This window comes from Pseudochryseolinea flava (assembly GCF_003286915.1).
Lineage (GTDB): Bacteria > Bacteroidota > Bacteroidia > Cytophagales > Cyclobacteriaceae > Ohtaekwangia > Ohtaekwangia flava.
Genome location: NZ_QMFY01000009.1, coordinates 232,941 through 252,575 on the forward strand (window position 1 = coordinate 232,941; position 19,635 = coordinate 252,575).

At 43.2% G+C, this 19,635-nt stretch carries 15 protein-coding genes and 1 tRNA gene; 11 read left to right on the plus strand and 5 right to left on the minus strand.

Going from position 1 to position 19,635, the window contains the following annotated elements:
- The first annotated feature begins 19 nt into the window (after positions 1–19).
- The 9 genes from lepA (at position 20) to DQQ10_RS17885 (ending at position 12,723) form a co-directional block, all read left to right on the plus strand.
- Positions 20–1,804, plus strand: coding sequence for a translation elongation factor 4 (gene lepA, locus DQQ10_RS17845; protein ID WP_112748250.1), 1,785 nt, complete (start codon positions 20–22; stop codon positions 1,802–1,804).
- A 6-nt stretch (positions 1,805–1,810) separates the two neighbouring features.
- Positions 1,811–2,701: a bifunctional 5,10-methylenetetrahydrofolate dehydrogenase/5,10-methenyltetrahydrofolate cyclohydrolase gene (locus DQQ10_RS17850; RefSeq protein WP_112748251.1), complete on the plus strand. Its 891-nt coding sequence runs from the start codon at positions 1,811–1,813 to the stop codon at positions 2,699–2,701.
- A gap of 100 nt (positions 2,702–2,801) precedes the next feature.
- Positions 2,802–3,383: a 7-carboxy-7-deazaguanine synthase QueE gene (locus DQQ10_RS17855; RefSeq protein ID WP_112748283.1), complete on the plus strand. Its 582-nt coding sequence runs from the start codon at positions 2,802–2,804 to the stop codon at positions 3,381–3,383.
- Positions 3,384–3,404: 21 nt separating this feature from the next.
- Positions 3,405–4,373, plus strand: a complete 969-nt coding sequence (locus DQQ10_RS17860; RefSeq protein WP_112748252.1) for an aminodeoxychorismate synthase component I — start codon at positions 3,405–3,407, stop codon at positions 4,371–4,373.
- A complete protein-coding gene (locus DQQ10_RS17865; RefSeq protein WP_165823997.1) occupies positions 4,357–4,953 on the plus strand; it encodes an aminotransferase class IV in 597 nt (198 codons plus the stop codon). Before DQQ10_RS17860 ends, DQQ10_RS17865 begins: the two co-directional genes overlap by 17 nt.
- 9 nt (positions 4,954–4,962) lie before the next feature.
- A complete protein-coding gene (locus DQQ10_RS17870; protein WP_112748254.1) occupies positions 4,963–6,888 on the plus strand; it encodes an OmpA family protein in 1,926 nt (641 codons plus the stop codon).
- A gap of 213 nt (positions 6,889–7,101) precedes the next feature.
- Positions 7,102–10,230 carry a SusC/RagA family TonB-linked outer membrane protein gene (locus tag DQQ10_RS17875; RefSeq protein ID WP_112748255.1) on the plus strand — a complete coding sequence of 1,043 codons (3,129 nt, stop codon included), beginning with the start codon at positions 7,102–7,104 and terminating at the stop codon, positions 10,228–10,230.
- Between the two features lie 30 nt (positions 10,231–10,260).
- The gene (locus DQQ10_RS17880) at positions 10,261–11,856 is read left to right on the plus strand and encodes a SusD/RagB family nutrient-binding outer membrane lipoprotein (RefSeq protein WP_112748256.1); all 1,596 of its coding nucleotides are present in this window, start codon (positions 10,261–10,263) and stop codon (positions 11,854–11,856) included.
- Positions 11,857–11,913: 57 nt separating this feature from the next.
- Complete coding sequence (locus DQQ10_RS17885) at positions 11,914–12,723, plus strand: BT_3044 domain-containing protein (RefSeq protein ID WP_165823998.1); 810 nt, start codon at positions 11,914–11,916, stop codon at positions 12,721–12,723.
- Between the two features lie 242 nt (positions 12,724–12,965).
- On the opposite strand, the gene DQQ10_RS17890 is transcribed toward DQQ10_RS17885, so the two are convergent.
- Positions 12,966–13,691, minus strand: a complete 726-nt coding sequence (locus DQQ10_RS17890; protein ID WP_112748258.1) for a hypothetical protein — start codon at positions 13,689–13,691, stop codon at positions 12,966–12,968.
- A gap of 153 nt (positions 13,692–13,844) precedes the next feature.
- Here DQQ10_RS17890 and DQQ10_RS17895 point away from each other — a divergent pair, with 153 nt between their 5' ends.
- Together DQQ10_RS17895 and lpxB are read left to right on the plus strand one after the other, a co-directional pair.
- Entirely contained in the window at positions 13,845–14,264 is a 420-nt protein-coding gene (locus DQQ10_RS17895; RefSeq protein WP_112748259.1) for a 6-pyruvoyl trahydropterin synthase family protein, read from the plus strand.
- Positions 14,265–14,280: 16 nt separating this feature from the next.
- The gene (lpxB, locus tag DQQ10_RS17900; protein ID WP_112748260.1) at positions 14,281–15,405 is read left to right on the plus strand and encodes a lipid-A-disaccharide synthase; all 1,125 of its coding nucleotides are present in this window, start codon (positions 14,281–14,283) and stop codon (positions 15,403–15,405) included.
- A gap of 122 nt (positions 15,406–15,527) precedes the next feature.
- On the opposite strand, the gene clpX is transcribed toward lpxB, so the two are convergent.
- The 4 genes from clpX to DQQ10_RS17920 form a co-directional block, all read right to left on the minus strand.
- The gene (gene clpX / locus DQQ10_RS17905) at positions 15,528–16,763 is read right to left on the minus strand and encodes an ATP-dependent Clp protease ATP-binding subunit ClpX (RefSeq protein ID WP_112748261.1); all 1,236 of its coding nucleotides are present in this window, start codon (positions 16,761–16,763) and stop codon (positions 15,528–15,530) included.
- Between the two features lie 101 nt (positions 16,764–16,864).
- On the minus strand, positions 16,865–17,560 hold the full coding sequence (locus tag DQQ10_RS17910) for an ATP-dependent Clp protease proteolytic subunit (protein ID WP_112748262.1): 696 nt from the start codon (positions 17,558–17,560) through the stop codon (positions 16,865–16,867).
- A 547-nt stretch (positions 17,561–18,107) separates the two neighbouring features.
- Complete coding sequence (locus DQQ10_RS17915) at positions 18,108–19,451, minus strand: trigger factor (protein ID WP_112748263.1); 1,344 nt, start codon at positions 19,449–19,451, stop codon at positions 18,108–18,110.
- Positions 19,452–19,527: 76 nt separating this feature from the next.
- A tRNA-Leu gene (locus DQQ10_RS17920) sits at positions 19,528–19,612 on the minus strand.
- Between the last annotated feature and the right edge of the window lie 23 nt (positions 19,613–19,635).

Here is a 19,635-nt window from a genome sequence, read left to right on the forward strand (position 1 = left end):
ATTCGAGGAATAGACGGGTATGGAGAACATCCGAAACTTTTGCATCATTGCACACATCGACCACGGTAAAAGTACGCTGGCAGACAGACTGTTAGAGTTTACCGGTACGCTAAATGAGCGCCAGATGCAGGCGCAAGTACTGGACAACATGGATTTGGAACGTGAAAAGGGCATTACCATCAAAGCCCATGCGATCCAAATGTCGTATAAATTCGAGGGCAAGGAATATATCCTCAACCTAATCGACACGCCAGGTCACGTCGATTTTTCTTACGAAGTGTCACGCTCGATTGCCGCCTGCGAAGGCGCTTTGTTGATCGTTGACGCCAGCCAGGGAATCGAGGCACAAACCATCTCCAACCTCTATTTAGCGCTCGAGCACGACTTGGAAATTATTCCGGTCATGAACAAAATCGATCTTCCGCACGCCATGCCTGAGGAAGTTACCGACGAAATCGTCGACCTGATCGGTTGTAAGCGCGAGGATGTAATTCGGGCCAGTGCAAAAGAAGGTAAGGGTATTGAAGATATTCTTCGCGCGGTAGTAACACGCGTAAAGCCTCCTAAGGGCGATCCGAAGGCTCCGCTTCAAGCGATGATCTTCGACTCGGTTTTTAATTCATTCCGCGGAATTGAAGTATACTTTAAAGTTGTTAACGGAACGATCAAGAAGGGCGACAAAGTAAAATTTGTGAGCACCGGTCAAGAATACGGCGCCGACGAAATTGGTGTGTTGAAACTTGATAAGGCCGCGCGAAATGAAATCAGTGCTGGTAACGTTGGATACCTGATATCGGGAATCAAGGTTGCCAAAGAGGTACACGTCGGCGATACCATCACCCACGCTGCTAATCCAGGCGAGCAATTAAAAGGGTTCGAAGAAGTGAAGCCAATGGTGTTCGCGGGTATCTATCCTGTGGAAACTTCAGAGTTTGAAGAGCTTCGTGATGCCATGGAGAAACTTCAATTGAACGATGCTTCATTGGTGTGGGAACTTGAAACATCTGCTGCCCTTGGTTTTGGTTTTCGATGCGGATTTCTCGGGATGCTGCACATGGAAATTATCCAGGAACGTCTGGAGCGCGAGTTCAACATGACGGTAATCACCACGGTTCCATCGGTGCAGTTCAAAGCTTTCCTTACCAACGGCGAGGAAATCAGTGTAAGTGCGCCTTCTGAAATGCCGGATCCAACAATGTTGAAATCCATCGAAGAGCCTTACATCAAAGCGCAAATTATCAGCAAGTCAGAATATATCGGGCCGATCATCAATTTGTGTATCGATAAACGCGGTATCATCAAGAATCAAAATTATCTCACTACCGACCGTGTTGAGATGACATTCGAAATGCCGCTCTCCGAAATTGTATTCGACTTCTTCGATAAACTCAAATCCATTTCACGCGGCTATGCATCATTGGATTACCATTTGATTGGCTTCCGTGAATCAGACATGGTGAAGCTTGATGTAATGCTGAATGGTGATAAAGTTGACGCGTTGAGCGCTATCGTTCACCGCGGAAAATCACAAGAGTGGGGGAGAAAGCTTTGTGAAAAATTAAAAGAACTTATTCCGCGTCACATGTTCGAAGTTGCGATCCAAGCGGCAATCGGACAGAAAATTGTTGCGAGAGAAACCATCTCTGCTATTCGCAAGAACGTAATTGCGAAATGTTATGGTGGTGATATTTCTCGTAAACGTAAACTCTTGGAGAAACAGAAGAAAGGTAAAAAACGGATGCGCCAGATTGGTACTGTCGAGGTGCCGCAAGAAGCATTTATGGCCGTACTTAAAATAGATTAATACGCAATGGTCGAGACAAAATCCAACTACACCCTCATTGACGGTAAGAAAGTATCTGCAGACATTAAAGCAGAGATCACGCAACGTGTTGCTGAGCGCAAAGCACAAAATAAGAAGATCCCTCACTTGGCGATCATTCTTGTTGGCGACGACGGGGCTAGTCAAACTTACGTTGATAATAAAGTGAAGTCATGTAAGTCGGTAGGTTTCCATTACACCATGATGCGTTTCGCGGATACCATCAGCGAAGAAAAATTGATGAAGCATATCGACCACGTGAACAACGACGACGATGTCGATGGTTTTATCGTTCAGCTTCCGTTGCCACCGCATATTTCAGTGGAAAAAATCACTGAGAAAATTCGTTCCGACAAAGATGTCGACGGATTTACCAATCAAAATTTCGGTAGTATCATTTCTAAAAATCCATTGCTCATGCCCGCGACGCCGTTTGGAGTAATGGAATTGTTGAGACGCTATAATGTACAAACAGAAGGTAAGCATGCAGTGGTTATCGGCGCGAGTCGCATTGCCGGCGCACCCTTAAGTATGATGCTCACCGAGCAAGGACATGCCACCGTTACAATTTGCCATAAGTACACCAAAGATTTGGCGAGCTACACACGCGCTGCCGACATTCTTCTTACAGCAGTAGGAAGACCTGGATTAGTAACAGGCGACATGGTGAAAGAAGGTGCTGTGGTAATCGACATTGGAACTACTCGTGTTGAAGGTCCGGAATATCCGAAGGGCTGGGCCATCAAAGGCGATGTGGATTTCGATGCCGTCGCTCCCAAAGCGTCGCTAATCACGCCCGTACCAGGAGGCGTAGGCCCAATGACCATCGCGTCATTATTGTTGAACACGCTAAAAGCAACAGAATTCCGGTACCCATAGCGTGAACCCTCTGTGAAACTTTGTGGTTCTTTGTGCATCTCTGTGAAATAATTTGCGCTTAAAGGAAAACGATATTACCATCACCGACGCACTCCCCGTAATGGAAGATTTCTACACCATTCAAGGTGAAGGATTCTATCAAGGACACGCGGCATATTTTGTAAGACTTGGTGGATGCGACGTCGGCTGTGTCTGGTGTGATGTGAAAGAATCGTGGGATGCATCGCTTCATCCGATGCTTTCGATAGCGGAAATTGTATCGCGTGTTAAAACTGGCAAAGGAAAGATTGTGGTAATCACCGGTGGCGAACCTGTGATGTACAACCTCGAAAAACTTACCCATGCGTTGAAGGATTCCGGCCTCAGAACACATATCGAAACTTCAGGTGTGTATCCATTAACAGGCACGTGGGATTGGGTTTGTTTTTCACCAAAGAAATTTAAGAAGCCTGATACTTCTATTTTTGAGAAAGCTGATGAACTTAAGGTGATCATCAACCACAAAAGCGATATTGCCTGGGCGGAAGAATTCACGTCTAAATTGAAACCTTCTTGCCAGCTTTTCCTTCAACCGGAATGGTCGAAAGAAAAAGAAATGCTCCCCTTGATCATTGAGTATGTTAAGGATAATCCGAAATGGCAGGTATCGTTACAGGTTCATAAGTATATGAACATTCCATAGTGCAACGTGGTTAATGCGAACATGGAGATTTCAAAATTTATTGAAACGATGAACAGGTGGGGACGAGATAAAGTCCCTTTTCTGTTTGCTATAGATTTTGAGATGGAGCAACCGTGGATAGTGAAGGAAAGCGACCTCGACTCAACACAAATTCAATTTGCTATTGACGGCGTGACGAATGCCGTACCAAATAAGAAACAAGCGCCCATTGCACTGGCGAAGAAGGTGATACCGCTTGAGATTTACCGCGCTAAGTTTGATAGAGTTATGGCGGGGCTTGCATACGGAGATTCATTCCTGACGAACCTCACCATTAAAACGGAGATCGAAACGACATCGACATTGCAGGAAATTTTTGCCGCGAGCAAAGCAACTTATAAATTGTTGTGGCGAGATCGATTTCTTGTTTTCTCTCCAGAAACGTTTGTAAAGATTGGCAACGGTAAAATTCTGTCTTATCCGATGAAGGGTACTATCGATGCGGATCTTACCGGAGCCGAGCAGAAGATTCTGACAGATCAGAAGGAACTCGCCGAGCACGTTACCATTGTTGATCTTATTCGAAACGATATCAGTCAAGTAGCAGACAACGTACGCGTAACGCGTTTTCGTTACATCGACAAGATTCGCACGAGCCATAAAAATCTACTACAAGTAAGTTCGGAGATTACAGGCGACCTGCCCGCAGATTATTCTTCGCGGTTGGGAGACATTATCGTGAAACTTCTCCCTGCAGGATCGGTTAGCGGTGCGCCTAAGAAGAAAACCGTGCAAATAATTCGTGAAGCAGAAAGGGAAAAAAGAGGTTTCTACACGGGAGTTTTTGGTTATTTTAATGGTTCAGTGCTGGACAGTGGCGTGATGATCCGCTTCATCGAAAAAGATGGCGATAAATATTTTTATCGCAGCGGAGGCGGAATCACCACACAAAGCGTTGTGTCATCAGAATACCAAGAAGCTATCGACAAAGTTTATGTCCCTGTTGATTGAATCCATTAAACTGCTAGACGGAAAATTTTATAATCTTTCCTATCATGAACAGCGCATGCACCGCTCGCTGCAAATGCTTTGTGGCGATGACGAGCCTATAGAATTAGAAGGTTTTCTCAACCGATTCAAACATCCGCAATCCGGGCTTTATAAATGTCGGATTGAATACGACGAAAAATCAAAAGACGTTGAGTTCGTGCCTTATCAACCCAAAACAATTCAGTCGTTGCGCATTGTAGAACATGATCGAATCAACTACGAGTTCAAATACAAAGATCGCAAGACGATTGATCGATTGTTCGACTTACGCCGTGATTGCGACGACGTGCTGATTGTGAAACGAGGTTATATTACTGATACGTCTTATTGCAACATCGTTTTTAAAAGGAATGGGAAATGGTACACGCCCTGGTCAGCATTATTGAAAGGAACACAACGCCAAAATCTTTTGGAAAGAAACCTTATCCGTGAAGAAGATATCGCGCCGGAAGATTTGAGCTCTTTCCAGTCATTCAAACTCATCAACGCCATGCTCGAATTTGACGGCCCGGAAATTGATGTGTCAAATATTGTTTTATAGTTTTATCGCATGAAGTGTTTTATTTTTTTCCTGTTAACAGTCGCGGCATTTCAAAGTGTTGCGCAAGTGCAGTTGAGTACAAAATCAAAGAAAGCCATTGAACTCTACACGGAAGCAGACAACTATCGCGTAAGAGGCCAGTTTCAAGAAGCCATCGCACTGCTAAATCAAGCGCTTCAAAAGGACGACGAATTTGTGGAAGCCTACTATCGATTAGGATTGGTGTACCTGAACATGAAGCAGTACGATCCGGCAATTCTACAACTTGAAAAAGGATTGTCGCTCACCGCCGACATCCGGAAACAAAAAGTCTTTTGGTTCGACCTCGGTGATGCCTATCTCGCGAAAGGCCGTTATGAAGATGCCATGAAAACACTTGGCGCCTTTATCAAAAACGAAATACAGAACAAACAAAAAGTGGACCGCGCGACAATGATGTATAAAAGCGCGGAGTTTGCTTTCAAAAATAAAGATAACATATCGGCCTATAAGCAACGCCCACTGAGCGACACGGTAAATTGTTTCGCGATGCAGTACTTTCCCGTATTAACGGCAGATCAACGGCAACTTATTTTTACACGGCGTTTGAGTAATGACCCAAACGACGATGAAGATCTTGTTGTGGCTACAAAGAACGATAAAGGGCAATGGCAAAAGCCGGTGTCCATTTCGAAAAATATCAATACACAACTCAATGAAGGTACCTGCACCATTTCAGCCGATGGTCGCAAATTGATTATGACTTCATGTACAGGGCGGGAGGGGATTGGAAGTTGTGACCTATACGAGAGTACAAAAATAGGAGATGAGTGGAGCGAACCGAAAAATCTTGGAACGAATGTAAATAGCCCTTCATGGGAATCACAGCCCTCGTTGTCCGCCGATGGAAGGACGCTGTATTTTATTTCCGATCGCCGCTCGGGATACGGACGACGCGATATCTGGATATCACAACTCGACGACAATGGGAAGTGGAGCAAAGCCGTCAATGCCGGGAAGACCATCAACTCTCAGTTCGACGAGATGTCGCCATTCATCCATGCAAACAATAAGGTGTTGTATTACGCTTCCAATGGCTTGCCGGGTTTTGGTGGCTATGATATCTACTTTGTAGAGCGTAAAGATTCCATCGGTTGGAGTGCGCCGCAGAATTTTGGCGCACCCGTAAATACGCACGAAGATCAATTTTCGCTTTTCATTACAGCCGATGGGAAGAAGGGATATTACTCGCAAGATGAAGCGGCGCTGCGTGCAGGAGAATCGAAGAGCAGGTTGTTTGAGCTTGTTATTCCTACAGAGAATCAGATCAAGTTCAGAAGCAATTACGTGAAGGGCATCGTCCGTGATAAAAAAGATCGTCATCCACTCCGAGCAAGAATTGAATTGATCAACATTGAGAAGAACGCCGTCGAGTCGCTTGTTGAATCCGATTCAGTAACAGGAGAGTACCTCATTGTGTTGACGCAAGGGGCAGACTATGCATTGTATGTAAATCGGAAAAGTTATCTCTTCAAGAGTTTGAATTTTAATTATTCAGAAGTGAAAGATTTTGCTCCAATCATTTTAGATATCGATTTGGAGAAAGCTGTAGCGGGATCCGTTGTTGTTCTGAATAATATATTTTTTGAATTTGATAAGTTCGATTTGAAGGATTCCTCCATTCCGGAGCTCAATAAGATTCTCACCTTTCTTACCGAAAATCCGCGTGTGAAAGTGGAAATAGCTGGCCATACCGACAATGCGGGTACAGCAGATTACAATCGGCAGCTTTCTTTAAAGCGCGCACAGTCGGTGTTTAATTACCTAGTCGAAAAAGGGATAGACAGCAGGCGCCTACAACCCATGGGATACGGGCCAGACCGTCCTATAGCGGCCAACGATTCAGAAGACAATAAAAAAATGAATCGTCGGATAGAATTTAAATTAATTCAGTAGAAACTACCATTCGTTAAAGCAACCGTTTTAAACAGGCCGAAAACCGCATTTTTCGGACTAACGTGGATTAGCACAATCGTTTCCAATCCCTCAATTTGGGGGATTTTTTTTATGCGTGCATACTAAATTTTGCGTGAGGTCACTTCCGGGAGTTATTATTTTGTTATAAGTTTGATCGCATATTTAAATTTTCATTAACCTAACTAACACAGTATGAAGAGAATTCTACTCTTATGCTTAACAGCGGTGTTTGCACTCGTATCCAGCGAGCTGTGGGCACAGGAGCGAACGGTCACTGGCCGGATCACCTCCCAGGAGGACGGCTCAGGCCTCCCAGGTGTCAACGTAGTTTTGAAAGGAACTACGCAAGGAACCGTATCGAACGCAAACGGAGACTACACTATCAGTGTACCTGCAAGCGGGGGAACTTTGGTATTCACATTTATCGGCTTACTCAGCCAGGAAGTTGAAATCGGATCACGCAATGTTGTTGATGTGCCGATGCAACAGGATGTTACACAGCTTTCAGAAGTTGTTGTAACTGCTCTCGGTCAGGAGCAATCTAAGAAAGAAATCGGTTATGCTGTTCAGGAAGTGAAAGGAGAAGATCTTCTCAAGTCACGCGATCAGAACATCGTAAACTCACTTTCTGGTAAGATTGCAGGTGTACAAGTTACAGGATCATCAGGTGCGGTTGGCGCGTCTTCCCGTATCCTCATCCGTGGTGCAAACTCGTTTGGAAATAACCAACCATTATTCGTAGTAGATGGTGTTCCAATCAGCAACGGTAATTTCGGAGGTACAGGAAATGAAGACGTGAACCGTGGTAACGGTGCAGCGGACATTAACCCTGACGACGTTGAATCTGTTACAGTACTTAAAGGTCCAAATGCTTCGGCGCTTTACGGATCACGTGCATCTAACGGTGTTATCTTGATTACCACGAAGAGAGGAAAAAAAGGATCTGGACTAGGTATTTCCTTCAATTCAAACGTTACGTTTGAAAATCCAATGAAATTGCCGGATTATCAAAATGGCTACGGTCAAGGATCGAATGGTGAATTTGAATTTGTAGACGGCAAGGGAGGTGGAATAAATGACGGTGTTGATGAAAGCTGGGGACCTCGTCTCGATGTAGGTACTAAAATCCCGCAGTTTAACAGCCCGGTAGTTAACGGTGTAAGAGAAGCTACCCCTTGGGTGTCGCATCCAGATAACGTAAAAGATTTCTTCAACACAGGTACGACGATTACTAACAGTGTTGCTATTAACGGTGGTACCGACAAGGCTGGTGTACGTCTGTCATACACAAATTCTAAGCAAGAAGGTATGGTTCCTAATACCGATCAGACTAAGAATACGGTTGCCCTGAATGCCAATGTGGAACTTACGGAAAGATTCAGCCTCAACGCATCCGGAACATTTGTAAAAACAAATAGTGATAACCTACCAGGTTACGGCTACAGCGCACAGAACGTGATGCAGCAATTCAACTGGTTCGGACGTCAGGTGGATATTGCGGCTTTGAAAAATTATAAGAATGCGGATGGTTCAAAGTTCAGCTGGAACTACAACTATCATAACAACCCGTACTTCATCCTATACGAAAATTTAAACACTTTGGATCGCAGCCGTATCTACGGAAACGCGAGATTAAACTATCGGATTACTGATTGGTTAAGCGCATTTGTACGTACTGGTACTGACTATTATACAAACACGAACACAGGAAGAACTGCCCTCGGCGATCTGGATACACCTCCGGGTTCTTATAGCGAGACGACAAATACAGTTTCTGAAACAAACTCTGACTTCTTGATCTCTTTCAATAAGGACGTCGCACAAGATTTCAACCTTAATATCAATGCAGGGGGTAACCAAATGAACCAGAAGTCTCATCAGATTTTTGGTGCAGCGGATGAACTTTCGGTAGCAGACGTGTTTACGCTGAATAACTCAAGAGTTCCATTAAGAACAAGCAGCGAATGGAGAGAAAAACGAATCAACAGCTTGTATGGAGCCGTGAAGCTTTCTTACAAAGAAGCGCTTACGTTAGAAATCACTGGTCGCAATGACTGGTCAAGTACGCTTCCAGAAGCAAACAATTCATACTTCTATCCTTCCGTTAACGTAAGTGCATCGCTTGCGGACTTGTTCGATCTTCAAAGCAACACACTCTCTTTCTTAAAGGTTCGCGGAGGATGGGCACGTGTAGGTTCTGATACAGATCCATATCAATTACTGAACACGGTTTCTTTTGGAGACAGCTGGAATTCTGCAACGAAACTTCCAAACCTTTTTGTCCCAAATAGAATTCCTAACTCAGAGCTTGAACCTGAGGAGAGTGAAAGTTTTGAAATTGGAGCAGATGTGAATTTCTTCACGGACAAGTTAAGATTTGAGCTTACCTATTACGATCGTAAAACAAAGAATCAGATCATTGATATTCCAATCTCTGGGGCATCAGGTTACACAACAAAAACAATCAATGCGGGCCAAATCTCAAATAGAGGTATAGAAATCCACGTTGGTGCAACCCCAGTAAGTCTTTCAAACGGATTCCGTTGGGATGTTGACTTGAACTTCGCGAAGAACATCAACCAAGTTGATGAATTATATCCTGGCGTTGAGCAGTATTTGATTGCAACATATTGGAGCCTTCAAGTAGTGGGTATTCCTGGACAAAGACTTGGTTCCCTCTTTGGATACGGTTTCGAGCGTGACCCGAATGGAAACATTATTCACGAGGACGGTCTTCCAGTAACTTCAACTACAGCGAAAGTTCTTGGGAATTATACGCCCGATTGGACAGCTGGCTTCAACTCGCAGTTCAGCTACAAAGGCTTCACACTCTATGGTCAGATCGACGTAAAACGCGGTGGTGATCTTTATTCAATGACAACGTCATGGGGTCGTTATGCTGGTATACTCGAAGAAACACTTCTTGGTCGTGAGGATGGTATCGTAGGTGACGGTGTTAAAAACATCGGAACTGCAGAAAATCCTGAATACGTGCAAAATGATATTGTAGTAACGGCTGAACAATATAATAAGGCTGCTTACTCAAACTCTATTGCCGAATCAAGCGTGTTTGATGGAAGCTACGTGAAACTCAGAGAGGTTAGACTTGGCTACACTGTGCCAAACAGCATCTTCGGAAGATTGCCGTTCAAGGATTTGAATGTTGCTCTCGTTGGAAGAAACCTTGCGCTCTTGTATAGCACAGTGCCTCATGTTGATCCTGAAACTTCTTTCAGCAACACGAACGCACAGGGACTTGAGTTCGGTCAATTGCCTAGCGCTAGAAGCATAGGTTTCAACATCAGCTTTAAACTTCAGTAGGCGGAAGATTAACCTTAAATGGACTAGAACATGAAAAAAACATTAAAATATGCCTCAGTATTGGCAGCTGCTCTCGTGGTGAGCTCCTGTACAAAAGACTTTGAGGAAATAAATACAAACAACAACGCGCCTTCCAATGAGCAGGCTGCACCAGATTATCTCTTGACCAATGCCATCGAATCGTTGACGGATCGTGTCCATGAGATTTTCTTGGGACATGAAATGGGCTCAGGCTGGGTACAGCACATGGCAAAGGTTCAATACACGGACGAGGATCGTTATCAATTTCGCCCAGGTACTGTAAACACGACTTGGAATAGCTTCTACGCTGCATCCGGAATGGACGTAGTGACTATTTACAAATTGGGAGAGAAGCTTCAGCACGACAATTACAAAGGTGTCGCATTAGTATTGAAGGCTTACATTATCTCTGTATTGACTGACCTTCACGGTGACATTCCTTACGAAGAAGCATTCAAAGGTGACGTCGTTGATGGTGGTATCCTTAGCCCTACGTATAACACGCAGGAAGAGGTTTACCGTGATATCATCGCAAAATTGAAGGAAGCTAACACGTTGCTTAGCGCCGATGGAAAAGAAATTGGTGGAGATCTTCTTTTTGGTAATGATATCGATATGTGGAAGAAATTTGCAAATTCACTCCGTTTGAGATTACTCCTCCGTATGTCTGATAGGGATCCTGGATTCGTTACAACAGAGATGACTGAGATCGTGTCAACTCCGGCGACGTATCCAATCTTCGAAAGCCATGACGCACTGTACGAGGCGGATGATGAGGTATATGCCGATAATACGCCAGATGATATGGCATATCTAAAATACCTTGGTTCAGCGCCAAATAACAACCCGATCCACGAAAATCGTAAGACAAGAGATGATCACCGCGTGAGCGAAAACTTCATCGATCTTTTGAAGGATCTTGGGGATTATAGAATTATGGCATTTGCGCTTCCTGCCGGTACAGGTCAGTTCGTTGGATTGCCTAATGGATTAACCTCAGCGAAAGCGGCTGCTTTTAATGGTGGTGGTTTGAAAAATACATCAAAAATCGGCGCATATTTCTCTGCGGCTGAGGCACCTGGTATGCTCATGAGCTTTGCCGAATTGCAATTCATTCTTGCAGAAGCAGCAAAGAGAAACTTTATCCCTGGCGGCGATGCTGCGGCTGAGTCTTATTACATCCAGGGATTTGTTGCGTCTTATAATCAATTCCGCGAACCACTTCAGGAAGAATTTGACGCGCATGCTGGATCATCTTACGGTGGACTCGCTATCCCAGCTGACTATACCGTTGATGCTGAAATTTTTGGTCATCTGACAGAAAATGCAATAGTGATTTACGATCCTGCTAAAGCGCTTGAGCAAATTGCAACGCAAAAATATGTTGCTATGTTTGATCAGGGGTTACAAGCTTGGTTCGAATGGAGACGCGTAGATTTTCCTGTACTCACTCCAGCACAAGATGGTCTGAATGGCGGTAAAATTCCAGTGCGTGTTCCTTACCCGTTGGATGAGCAGTCTAAAAATCCTTCGAACTATGCTGCCGCTGTACAGCACAATGGCGCAGACAATCTCAACACCAGAGTGTGGTGGGATGTAGACTAAATTAATTAGCGTACCGGGTGAACCGGTACGCAAAATACTTAACTAAACATGAGTAATATGATTAAGAAAATATTTGCACTTAGCCTTTCAGCGGCTGTTGCGCTCAGCGCAATGTCATGTGGCGACCCGGAAGATTTGGTGACGGAGGATGCAAAAGCTGGTGGCCTTGTTGTCCCAGTGGATGATGAACTGTCATATGTAACCGGCGCAACAATTGATGTCGCGGTTGTTCCAACTGTAGGGATCAAACAAGTTAAATACTATAAAACGTTTAGTATGGACGGTGAGGTTTCAGCTGAAGTGTTGGCTGGTACTGTTGACGTTGCTGCCGATGATGATGTAGTGAGCTACACAGCTGATTATGCATCATTAAAAAATGGCATTGCAGGGCTTCCTGATACTGATGCTGGGCTAGTTGTCGGTGACTTCTGGTCATTCAGAGTTGTGGCTGTGCTCGAAGATGGTAGAGAAGTTCAAAGCGCGGTGATCAAAGCTATCGTTGATAACCCATATTCAGGCGACTATGAAACTGAAGGCACAATCGTTAGAGAGACATCGCCTGGTGTATATGCAACAAACGAATACACTGATGAGAAAGCGTTGTCTACAATCGACGGAAATACTTGTCAGACTTTCGGTGCGTTAGGATGGTTTAACAACCCTACGATCTTCTTTAATCTAACGGTTAATGAAGATAACACGGTAACTATCGAGGCTGCTCCAGATGCAGGGGTGGCAATCACTCCTACACCTGGTAAGACATCAACTTACGATCCAGAAGCGAAAGTGTTTACGCTTTATTATCAGTATGCAAACGCAAGCGGATTGACACGCGTAATTACTGAGACTGTGACGCGTGTTGAGTAACCTTAAGAATATTTAAATTAAAAAAAGGGATTCAGAACTTCTGAATCCCTTTTTTTGTGCGTCTGCCATCTTTTCGACCGATACGGTGTGGTGTAAGTCCCTAAAAAAGACGGAAAAAGAAAATCACTACTACAACTAAGGGATTAGTAGTAATAGTGATTCAATCTGAAGGTCGTCTGAGAGGACAGGAGATGTAATCGCTATGTCCTCCTACTTGATGAACCTTTTAGGAAGCCGAACAATTAATTTGCCGCACTAGCACTTGAATTTAAAAGTGAAACCAACGAAGTAAGTCCAACTATACTTTTGGTGTTAAAGTTGGAATCTATTATCTGTTGACGAACATTTTCAGGTTGATTTTTGAAAATATCATGAACCGTTTTCTTTTTGATTTTCTTTGGATCGATCAAGTTACTGTCCTGGGCGATGAAATAGCGGACGTCCTTTACGATTTTTTCTTTGCGGTCGCCAGCGTCGAGAGAGCTCACATATGTTGATTTTTGAATTTTGGTATCTGTTTTTGAGAGAACTTTCCAGGTGCCATCTGCAATTACATTGAAGAATCCGATCAGGGGCGTACCGTTCAATTTAAATTCCGCGGCATTGATGAAAGTCTTTGATCCCTCTGCCGTAACAAGGTCAAATTGCTTCACCCTACGACCATCAAGAACTTTAACTTCGTTGCCTAACTTAATCTCCATCTGGTTGAGTTTGATGTCGTACTTGAAATAATGATTTTCAATTTTTACCGACTCCAAATAAATTGTTCCTGTCGACCATTCATCGAATAGGTAATAGTTGCCTTCTCTTGCTAACGGAGCTAAAGGTAGTCCTGTAACATAGCCGTTTGGCGCAGTTTGCATGTCTAATCCTTTTCCTTGGATTCCTCCAACAACGCTTTGCCCATGGACTCCGGTGGTGGCGATTGATAAAAATAATGCTCCAACGACAATGAAATTCTTTTGCATACTTTGTCAAATTTATTTTAACGATGTGTCTTTAATTGAGGCTCTGTCTAATTTAAATAGCAAATATCGGTAGTATTTACGCCACAAAATGAGTTATTATAAGACTGTTTAAAAAATCCATTTAATCGGTCTTTGTCGCTGTATATTTGCGCTATGATCTACGTTTCGCGAAAAGAGCATTTTAACGCTGCCCATAAACTCTATAATCCAAAATGGACGAAGGAAAAGAATGTAGAAGTATTTGGCCCTTGTGCCAATGAAAATTGGCATGGTCATAACTTTGACCTTATTGTTACAGTGAAGGGAATACCTGACCCGGAATCGGGATTCGTTGTTGATCTAAAGAAGTTGAGCACCCTCATTCGTAACGAAGTCATTGAAAAACTCGATCATAAAAATCTTAATACCGATGTAGATTTTATGAAAGATAAGCTCGCAAGTTGCGAGAATTTAATTGTTGAAATCTGGAAAATATTAAATAGCCATCTCCCGTCTATAACTTCAAGAGGTAAACTACACTGCATCCGATTGTATGAGACGCCTCGTAACTATGTTGAATATTATGGCGAATAGTCTCCTACATTAGATTATGCGATACTACATCATTGCCGGCGAACGATCAGGAGACTTACACGGAGGAAATCTTGTTAAATCCATTAAGCAACGTGACCTCAACGCGGAGTTTCGCGGCTTTGGTGGCGAATACATGGAAGCTGCCGGCGTTCAGTTAGCTGTACATTATAAAGAAATGGCGATCATGGGATTGTTCGAGTTGCTCACCAACATGAACAAGATCGCTAAGTTTATCAAGCGGTGTAAAGTTGATATCGATCAATACAACCCTGATGTGATCATCCTGATCGATTATGGTGGATTCAATTTGCAGATCGCCAAGCATGGCAAACGTACGGGAAAGCTCGTATACTTTTACATTCCTCCAAAATATTGGGCATGGTATTCCAAACGAGCAAAGTGGTTGAAGCCGCACGTCGACCGACTCTTTGTTATTTTGCCTTTCGAGAAAGACTTCTTCAAACGTTACGATTGGGAAGCGCATTATGTCGGTAATCCAGTGCTCGATGCCGTTAAAGCGCATCGATCAAACGATGATTTTTTAGCGAAGCACAATTTTACTGATCCGGGTAAACTGATCGCCCTACTGCCGGGTAGCCGTAAGCAAGAACTGCAAACGATTATTCCGCTCATGGCACAAGTAGTTAAATATTTTCCGCAATATCATTTTGGATTGGCTGCTGTCAACAACCTTGACCGATCGATGTATGAGGCTGTAAGTCAATATTCGAATGTAACTTTCGTTCTTGAAGATACTTACAATTTATTAGAGCATGCTAAAGCTGCGATCGTCACATCTGGAACGGCTACATTAGAGACTGCACTCTTCAAGGTTCCTCAAATTGTAGTGTACAAGGCCAACAAAATCTCTTACTGGTTGGCGAAGAAATTAATCAGTGTACAATTCATTTCTCTTGTCAACCTCATCGCCGGAAAGGAAGTGGTCAAAGAGATGATTCAACATGAGGCCAATGTCGAGAGTGTTTCTTTGGAGTTGGAGAAAATGATGACAAATGCCGCTTATCGCGAGCGAATGGTTGATGAATACGAAGAAATTATTCGAATCCTAGACACCGGATCAGCATCAGAAAACGCAGCGACGTTGATGTTGGATTTTCTTAAGCAAGACCTAAAAAAATAACGATTAACGATTAACGATTAACGATTAACGATTAACGATTAACGATTAACGATTAACGATTAACGATTAACGATTAACGATTAACGATTAACGATTAACGATTAACGATTAACGATTATTTCTCAAGCAACCTTCAACTTACTATACTGCGACTTACTGAATTTCTCTTCCGCGTAAGCACGGTTGATAATCAATCTGTCTGAGTTTTTTTCTGAAGGAAGTTCAAACATCGCGTCATTGATGATGGCTTCACAAATGCTTCTCAATCCGCGTGCGCCAAGTTTAAATTCCATCGCTTTTTCTACGATGAAGTCAATCGCGCCATCTTTGAATTCAAGTTCAATGTTCTCCATGTCAAACAATTTCTTGTATTGTTTGATGAGGGCATTCTTAGGCTCCGTAAGGATTTTACGAAGGGCCTCGTTGTCTAACGGACTGAGGTATGATACCACAGGCAAACGTCCAATCAACTCTGGAATCAAACCAAAGCTCTTGAGGTCTTGCGCCGTGATAAATTGAAGGAGATTATCTTTATCAATATCCCCAGGATGCAAACCATCTTGGTTCGCTGCAAATCCGAGTGGACGTGTGTTCAATCGGTTCGCAATGTATCTTGAAATACCTTCGAATGCACCACCGCAAATAAACAGGATGTTCTCTGTGTTTACCGTGATCATCTTTTGATCAGGGTGCTTACGTCCGCCTTGTGGTGGTACGTTTACGGCAGTTCCCTCTAATAATTTCAGAAGTGCTTGCTGCACACCTTCCCCGCTCACATCGCGCGTGATCGAAGGGTTATCAGACTTCCGAGCGATCTTATCGATCTCATCGATATACACAATACCACGTTCAGCAGCTTCCACATTATAGTCGGCAGCTTGAAGTAATCTTGTTAAAATGCTTTCAACATCTTCGCCTACATACCCGGCTTCGGTAAGTACCGTAGCATCTGCAATACAGAATGGTACCTGTAGTGTTTTGGCGAGTGTGCGCGCTAAGTACGTTTTGCCGGTACCAGTCTCACCAACCATGATGATGTTAGATTTTTCAATCGTTACATCATTGTCGAGCTTACGTTGCATCAATCGCTTGTAGTGATTGTAAACAGCAACCGACATAATTTTCTTTGCTTCGTCTTGGCCGATTACATATTCATCCAGAAACTTCTTGATTTCTCTTGGCTTGATCAGCTTGAAGTTCGGGGAAAAGCCTGTCTCGGTCTTACTTTTTTTCTCTTCGCTCAAGATTTGATTTGCCTGAGTCACACATTTATCGCAGATGTGCGCATGTATCCCTGAGATCATCAGATCAACATCTTTTTTGCTTCGACCGCAAAATGAACATGTAACTTCGGCCATGATTTCTTAAGTGTTATATAGAAAATTAAAAGAGCGTGCCAAATAAGTATCAAAGGTACAAATATTTAGCACACCCTTGTGAGCGTATTTTGTGCTATTCTTTAGCTTTTCTTACGTTCTAGTACATCGTCAATAAGACCGTATTCTTTGGCTTCTGCAGCTCTCATCCAGTAATCGCGGTCTGAATCTTTCTCAATTTTCTCGTATTTCTGACCGCTATGCTTCGAAAGGATGTTGTAAAGGTCTCTTTTTACCTCCAACGTCTGACGAAGTGAAATTTCCATATCTGAAGCCTGCCCTTGCATTCCACTCAAAGGCTGGTGAATCATAATGCGTGCATGGGGGAGTGCTGAGCGCTTCTTATTAGCACCCGCAGCCAATAACACCGCGCCCATGGACGCAGCGAGTCCTGTACAGATTGTCGCTACATCCGGACTTACGTACTGCATGGTGTCGTAAATTCCTAAGCCAGCGTACACTGAGCCTCCAGGGCTATTTACGTACATGATAATATCTTTTTTGTGATCCGCAGATTCGAGGAAAAGAAGTTGGGCTGTGATGACGTTCGCAACGTAGTCATCCACGGGCGTGCCGAAGAAAATAATACGGTCTGCCATCAAACGAGAAAATACATCCAATACCGTTGCGCGGAGCTGACGTTCCTCAACAATGTTCGGCGTCATCGCATTGATCGTGTATGGATTTTCATTGATGTACTTCATATAGCTGTCTAGCCCGTTACCACTCATGCCGAGATGGTGTACAGCATACTTTCTAAATTCGTTGTTGTTGCTCATGTATAAAATGAATGATGATTAACGTTTTGAATAAGTTGAAATCAAGGTAATCTTAGCTATCCCGTTCCAATATTCCAACGGATATTGCTTAAAACCAAGATCGCCGTAAAATGGTTTAAAATTGCTAATGGCTTCTGGCGACTGGCTTCTGGTTTTCCAGCAGCCATTTACCATCGACATAGACGAAAGTCGTCTGCGTTATTGTATAAATAGCTCTTCCAATCTGCACCGCGTTCCTGTTGGTTTGAAGTTTTCGAAACTATTGGCGCAGCCCGCCGTCTATTTGTTGGGCTGATTTTTATTTCAAGAAGAACCATCATTTGTTCCTGACATTTTTTCAGTCTGTTCACCGAAACCTGACTCTAGCTAAAGGGTAGCTATTCTGTCAGTATATCCTGCTATACCCTCAGCGTGTTAAGCTGTGTTGTTGAGGGGGGATGAAATATCGAATAAGGGAGTGTTAATAGCCAGCAGTCAAAAGCCAATAAAAAAACCAGCCTGGATAACAGACTGGTTTTTTTTAAAGCCAGAGGCCATTATACAAATACTAGTGTTTGTGTTCTGCTACAATCTTCTTAAACTCTTCAACACTTACAGGTTTTTCCTGAACACTGATCTTTTCTTTGATAAATTTCAGGATACGCTCATGACGAAGTTGATTGAATAACTTCATGAAGTTCTGACCGTTCTCATTTCTCAGGTAGTTGTCTGCAATCGCATCCATACGATCGCCAAGTTGTTCGGCAAATGCTTGTCCACCGAACTGAGCTAGGATCATTTCTTTTGCTTTTGCACGAACTTCATCTGTAGTAACCTCAATTTTGTTATCATCAGCAATCTTATTCTTGATAAGATCCCACTTCAAACCACGTACGTAAGCGTTGAACTCGTTGTCAAGAACGGCATCTGTAATTTCTCCTTTGCTGGTTGCTTTCAACCACGTTTTCAAGAAATCAGAAGGCAGTGTGATATTTGTATGATTGATGAAATAATCTTCAATGTTGTGATCCAGGAAGTGCTCCGATTCACGCTTGTAATTGTCAGAAATAGTCTCCTTTACTTTTCCGAGGAAATCAGCTTCCGTCGTAACAGCATCTTTTCCGAACACGCGATCGAATAATTCAGTGTTTACTTCAGCAGGTTCGGTACGGCTGATGTTCGTAACTTTCAACGTATACTTTCCTCTTGCATCCTTCGCTTCTTCTTCGGGAATACCGAGTAACTGGCTGATCGCAGCAGACTCGCTGATAGCCTTCTCAATATCAAAGTCTACTGAATCTTCTTTCTTCAGTCCTACAAATTTCTTTTGTTCTTTCTTCTCAACTTTCGTTGTGTCGATAAAAGCATACTCACGTTTAAAATCATTCGCGCCGGTAAGTTCACCGAAAAGGTTATCGCCAGCTTCGCTTGTTTCAGGGTAGCTAACTTTGCCAAAACGTTTCTTCAAATCACTGATTGTATCATCGATGACAGCTTGATCAACGTTAATAGGATGAGAAGTCACTTTCACTTTAGAAGAAAGGTCGTAACTGAACTCATCGACCATTCCAATCTGATATTCGAATTCGAAATCTTTCTGAGTGTCCCAATCAATATCACGGCTTTTCTCTTGGTTAGGAAGAGGTTCGCCAAGTATTTTAAGATTGTTATCTTTAATATAATCAGAGATTTTGCTTGTCAGTAAGCTATTGATTTCATCCACAAGGATTGACTTACCGAACATTTTTTTAATTACACCTGATGGAACTTTGCCTTGACGGAAACCTTTGATGTTTGCCTTCTTTGCATAGTCTTTAACTTTTTCCTCAACGCTGGGTTGATAATCACCCTCGGTTAATTTAATTTTAATTAAACCTTCGGTGCTGTTCGTTTTGTTCAGTGTAATTTCCAAGACTGTAGTATTTGATTGGCAGATTTATAAACAAGAACCCCAAACACGAATGGTTAATTCGTATTATGGGGTTCAATGGTCCGGATGGAGGGACTCGAACCCCCACGCCTTGCGGCACCAGATCCTAAGTCTGGCGCGGCTACCAATTACGCCACATCCGGAGGATGATAGTTGATATTCCGAT

Coding starts and splice junctions, on each gene's coding strand:
- lepA (WP_112748250.1), top strand. CDS start 20: ATGGAGAACATCCGAAACTTTTGCATCATTGCACACATCGACCACGGT.
- DQQ10_RS17850 (WP_112748251.1), top strand. CDS start 1,811: ATGGTCGAGACAAAATCCAACTACACCCTCATTGACGGTAAGAAAGTA.
- DQQ10_RS17855 (WP_112748283.1), top strand. CDS start 2,802: ATGGAAGATTTCTACACCATTCAAGGTGAAGGATTCTATCAAGGACAC.
- DQQ10_RS17860 (WP_112748252.1), top strand. CDS start 3,405: ATGGAGATTTCAAAATTTATTGAAACGATGAACAGGTGGGGACGAGAT.
- DQQ10_RS17865 (WP_165823997.1), top strand. CDS start 4,357: ATGTCCCTGTTGATTGAATCCATTAAACTGCTAGACGGAAAATTTTAT.
- DQQ10_RS17870 (WP_112748254.1), top strand. CDS start 4,963: ATGAAGTGTTTTATTTTTTTCCTGTTAACAGTCGCGGCATTTCAAAGT.
- DQQ10_RS17875 (WP_112748255.1), top strand. CDS start 7,102: ATGAAGAGAATTCTACTCTTATGCTTAACAGCGGTGTTTGCACTCGTA.
- DQQ10_RS17880 (WP_112748256.1), top strand. CDS start 10,261: ATGAAAAAAACATTAAAATATGCCTCAGTATTGGCAGCTGCTCTCGTG.
- DQQ10_RS17885 (WP_165823998.1), top strand. CDS start 11,914: ATGATTAAGAAAATATTTGCACTTAGCCTTTCAGCGGCTGTTGCGCTC.
- DQQ10_RS17890 (WP_112748258.1), bottom strand. CDS start 13,691: ATGCAAAAGAATTTCATTGTCGTTGGAGCATTATTTTTATCAATCGCC.
- DQQ10_RS17895 (WP_112748259.1), top strand. CDS start 13,845: ATGATCTACGTTTCGCGAAAAGAGCATTTTAACGCTGCCCATAAACTC.
- lpxB (WP_112748260.1), top strand. CDS start 14,281: ATGCGATACTACATCATTGCCGGCGAACGATCAGGAGACTTACACGGA.
- clpX (WP_112748261.1), bottom strand. CDS start 16,763: ATGGCCGAAGTTACATGTTCATTTTGCGGTCGAAGCAAAAAAGATGTT.
- DQQ10_RS17910 (WP_112748262.1), bottom strand. CDS start 17,560: ATGAGCAACAACAACGAATTTAGAAAGTATGCTGTACACCATCTCGGC.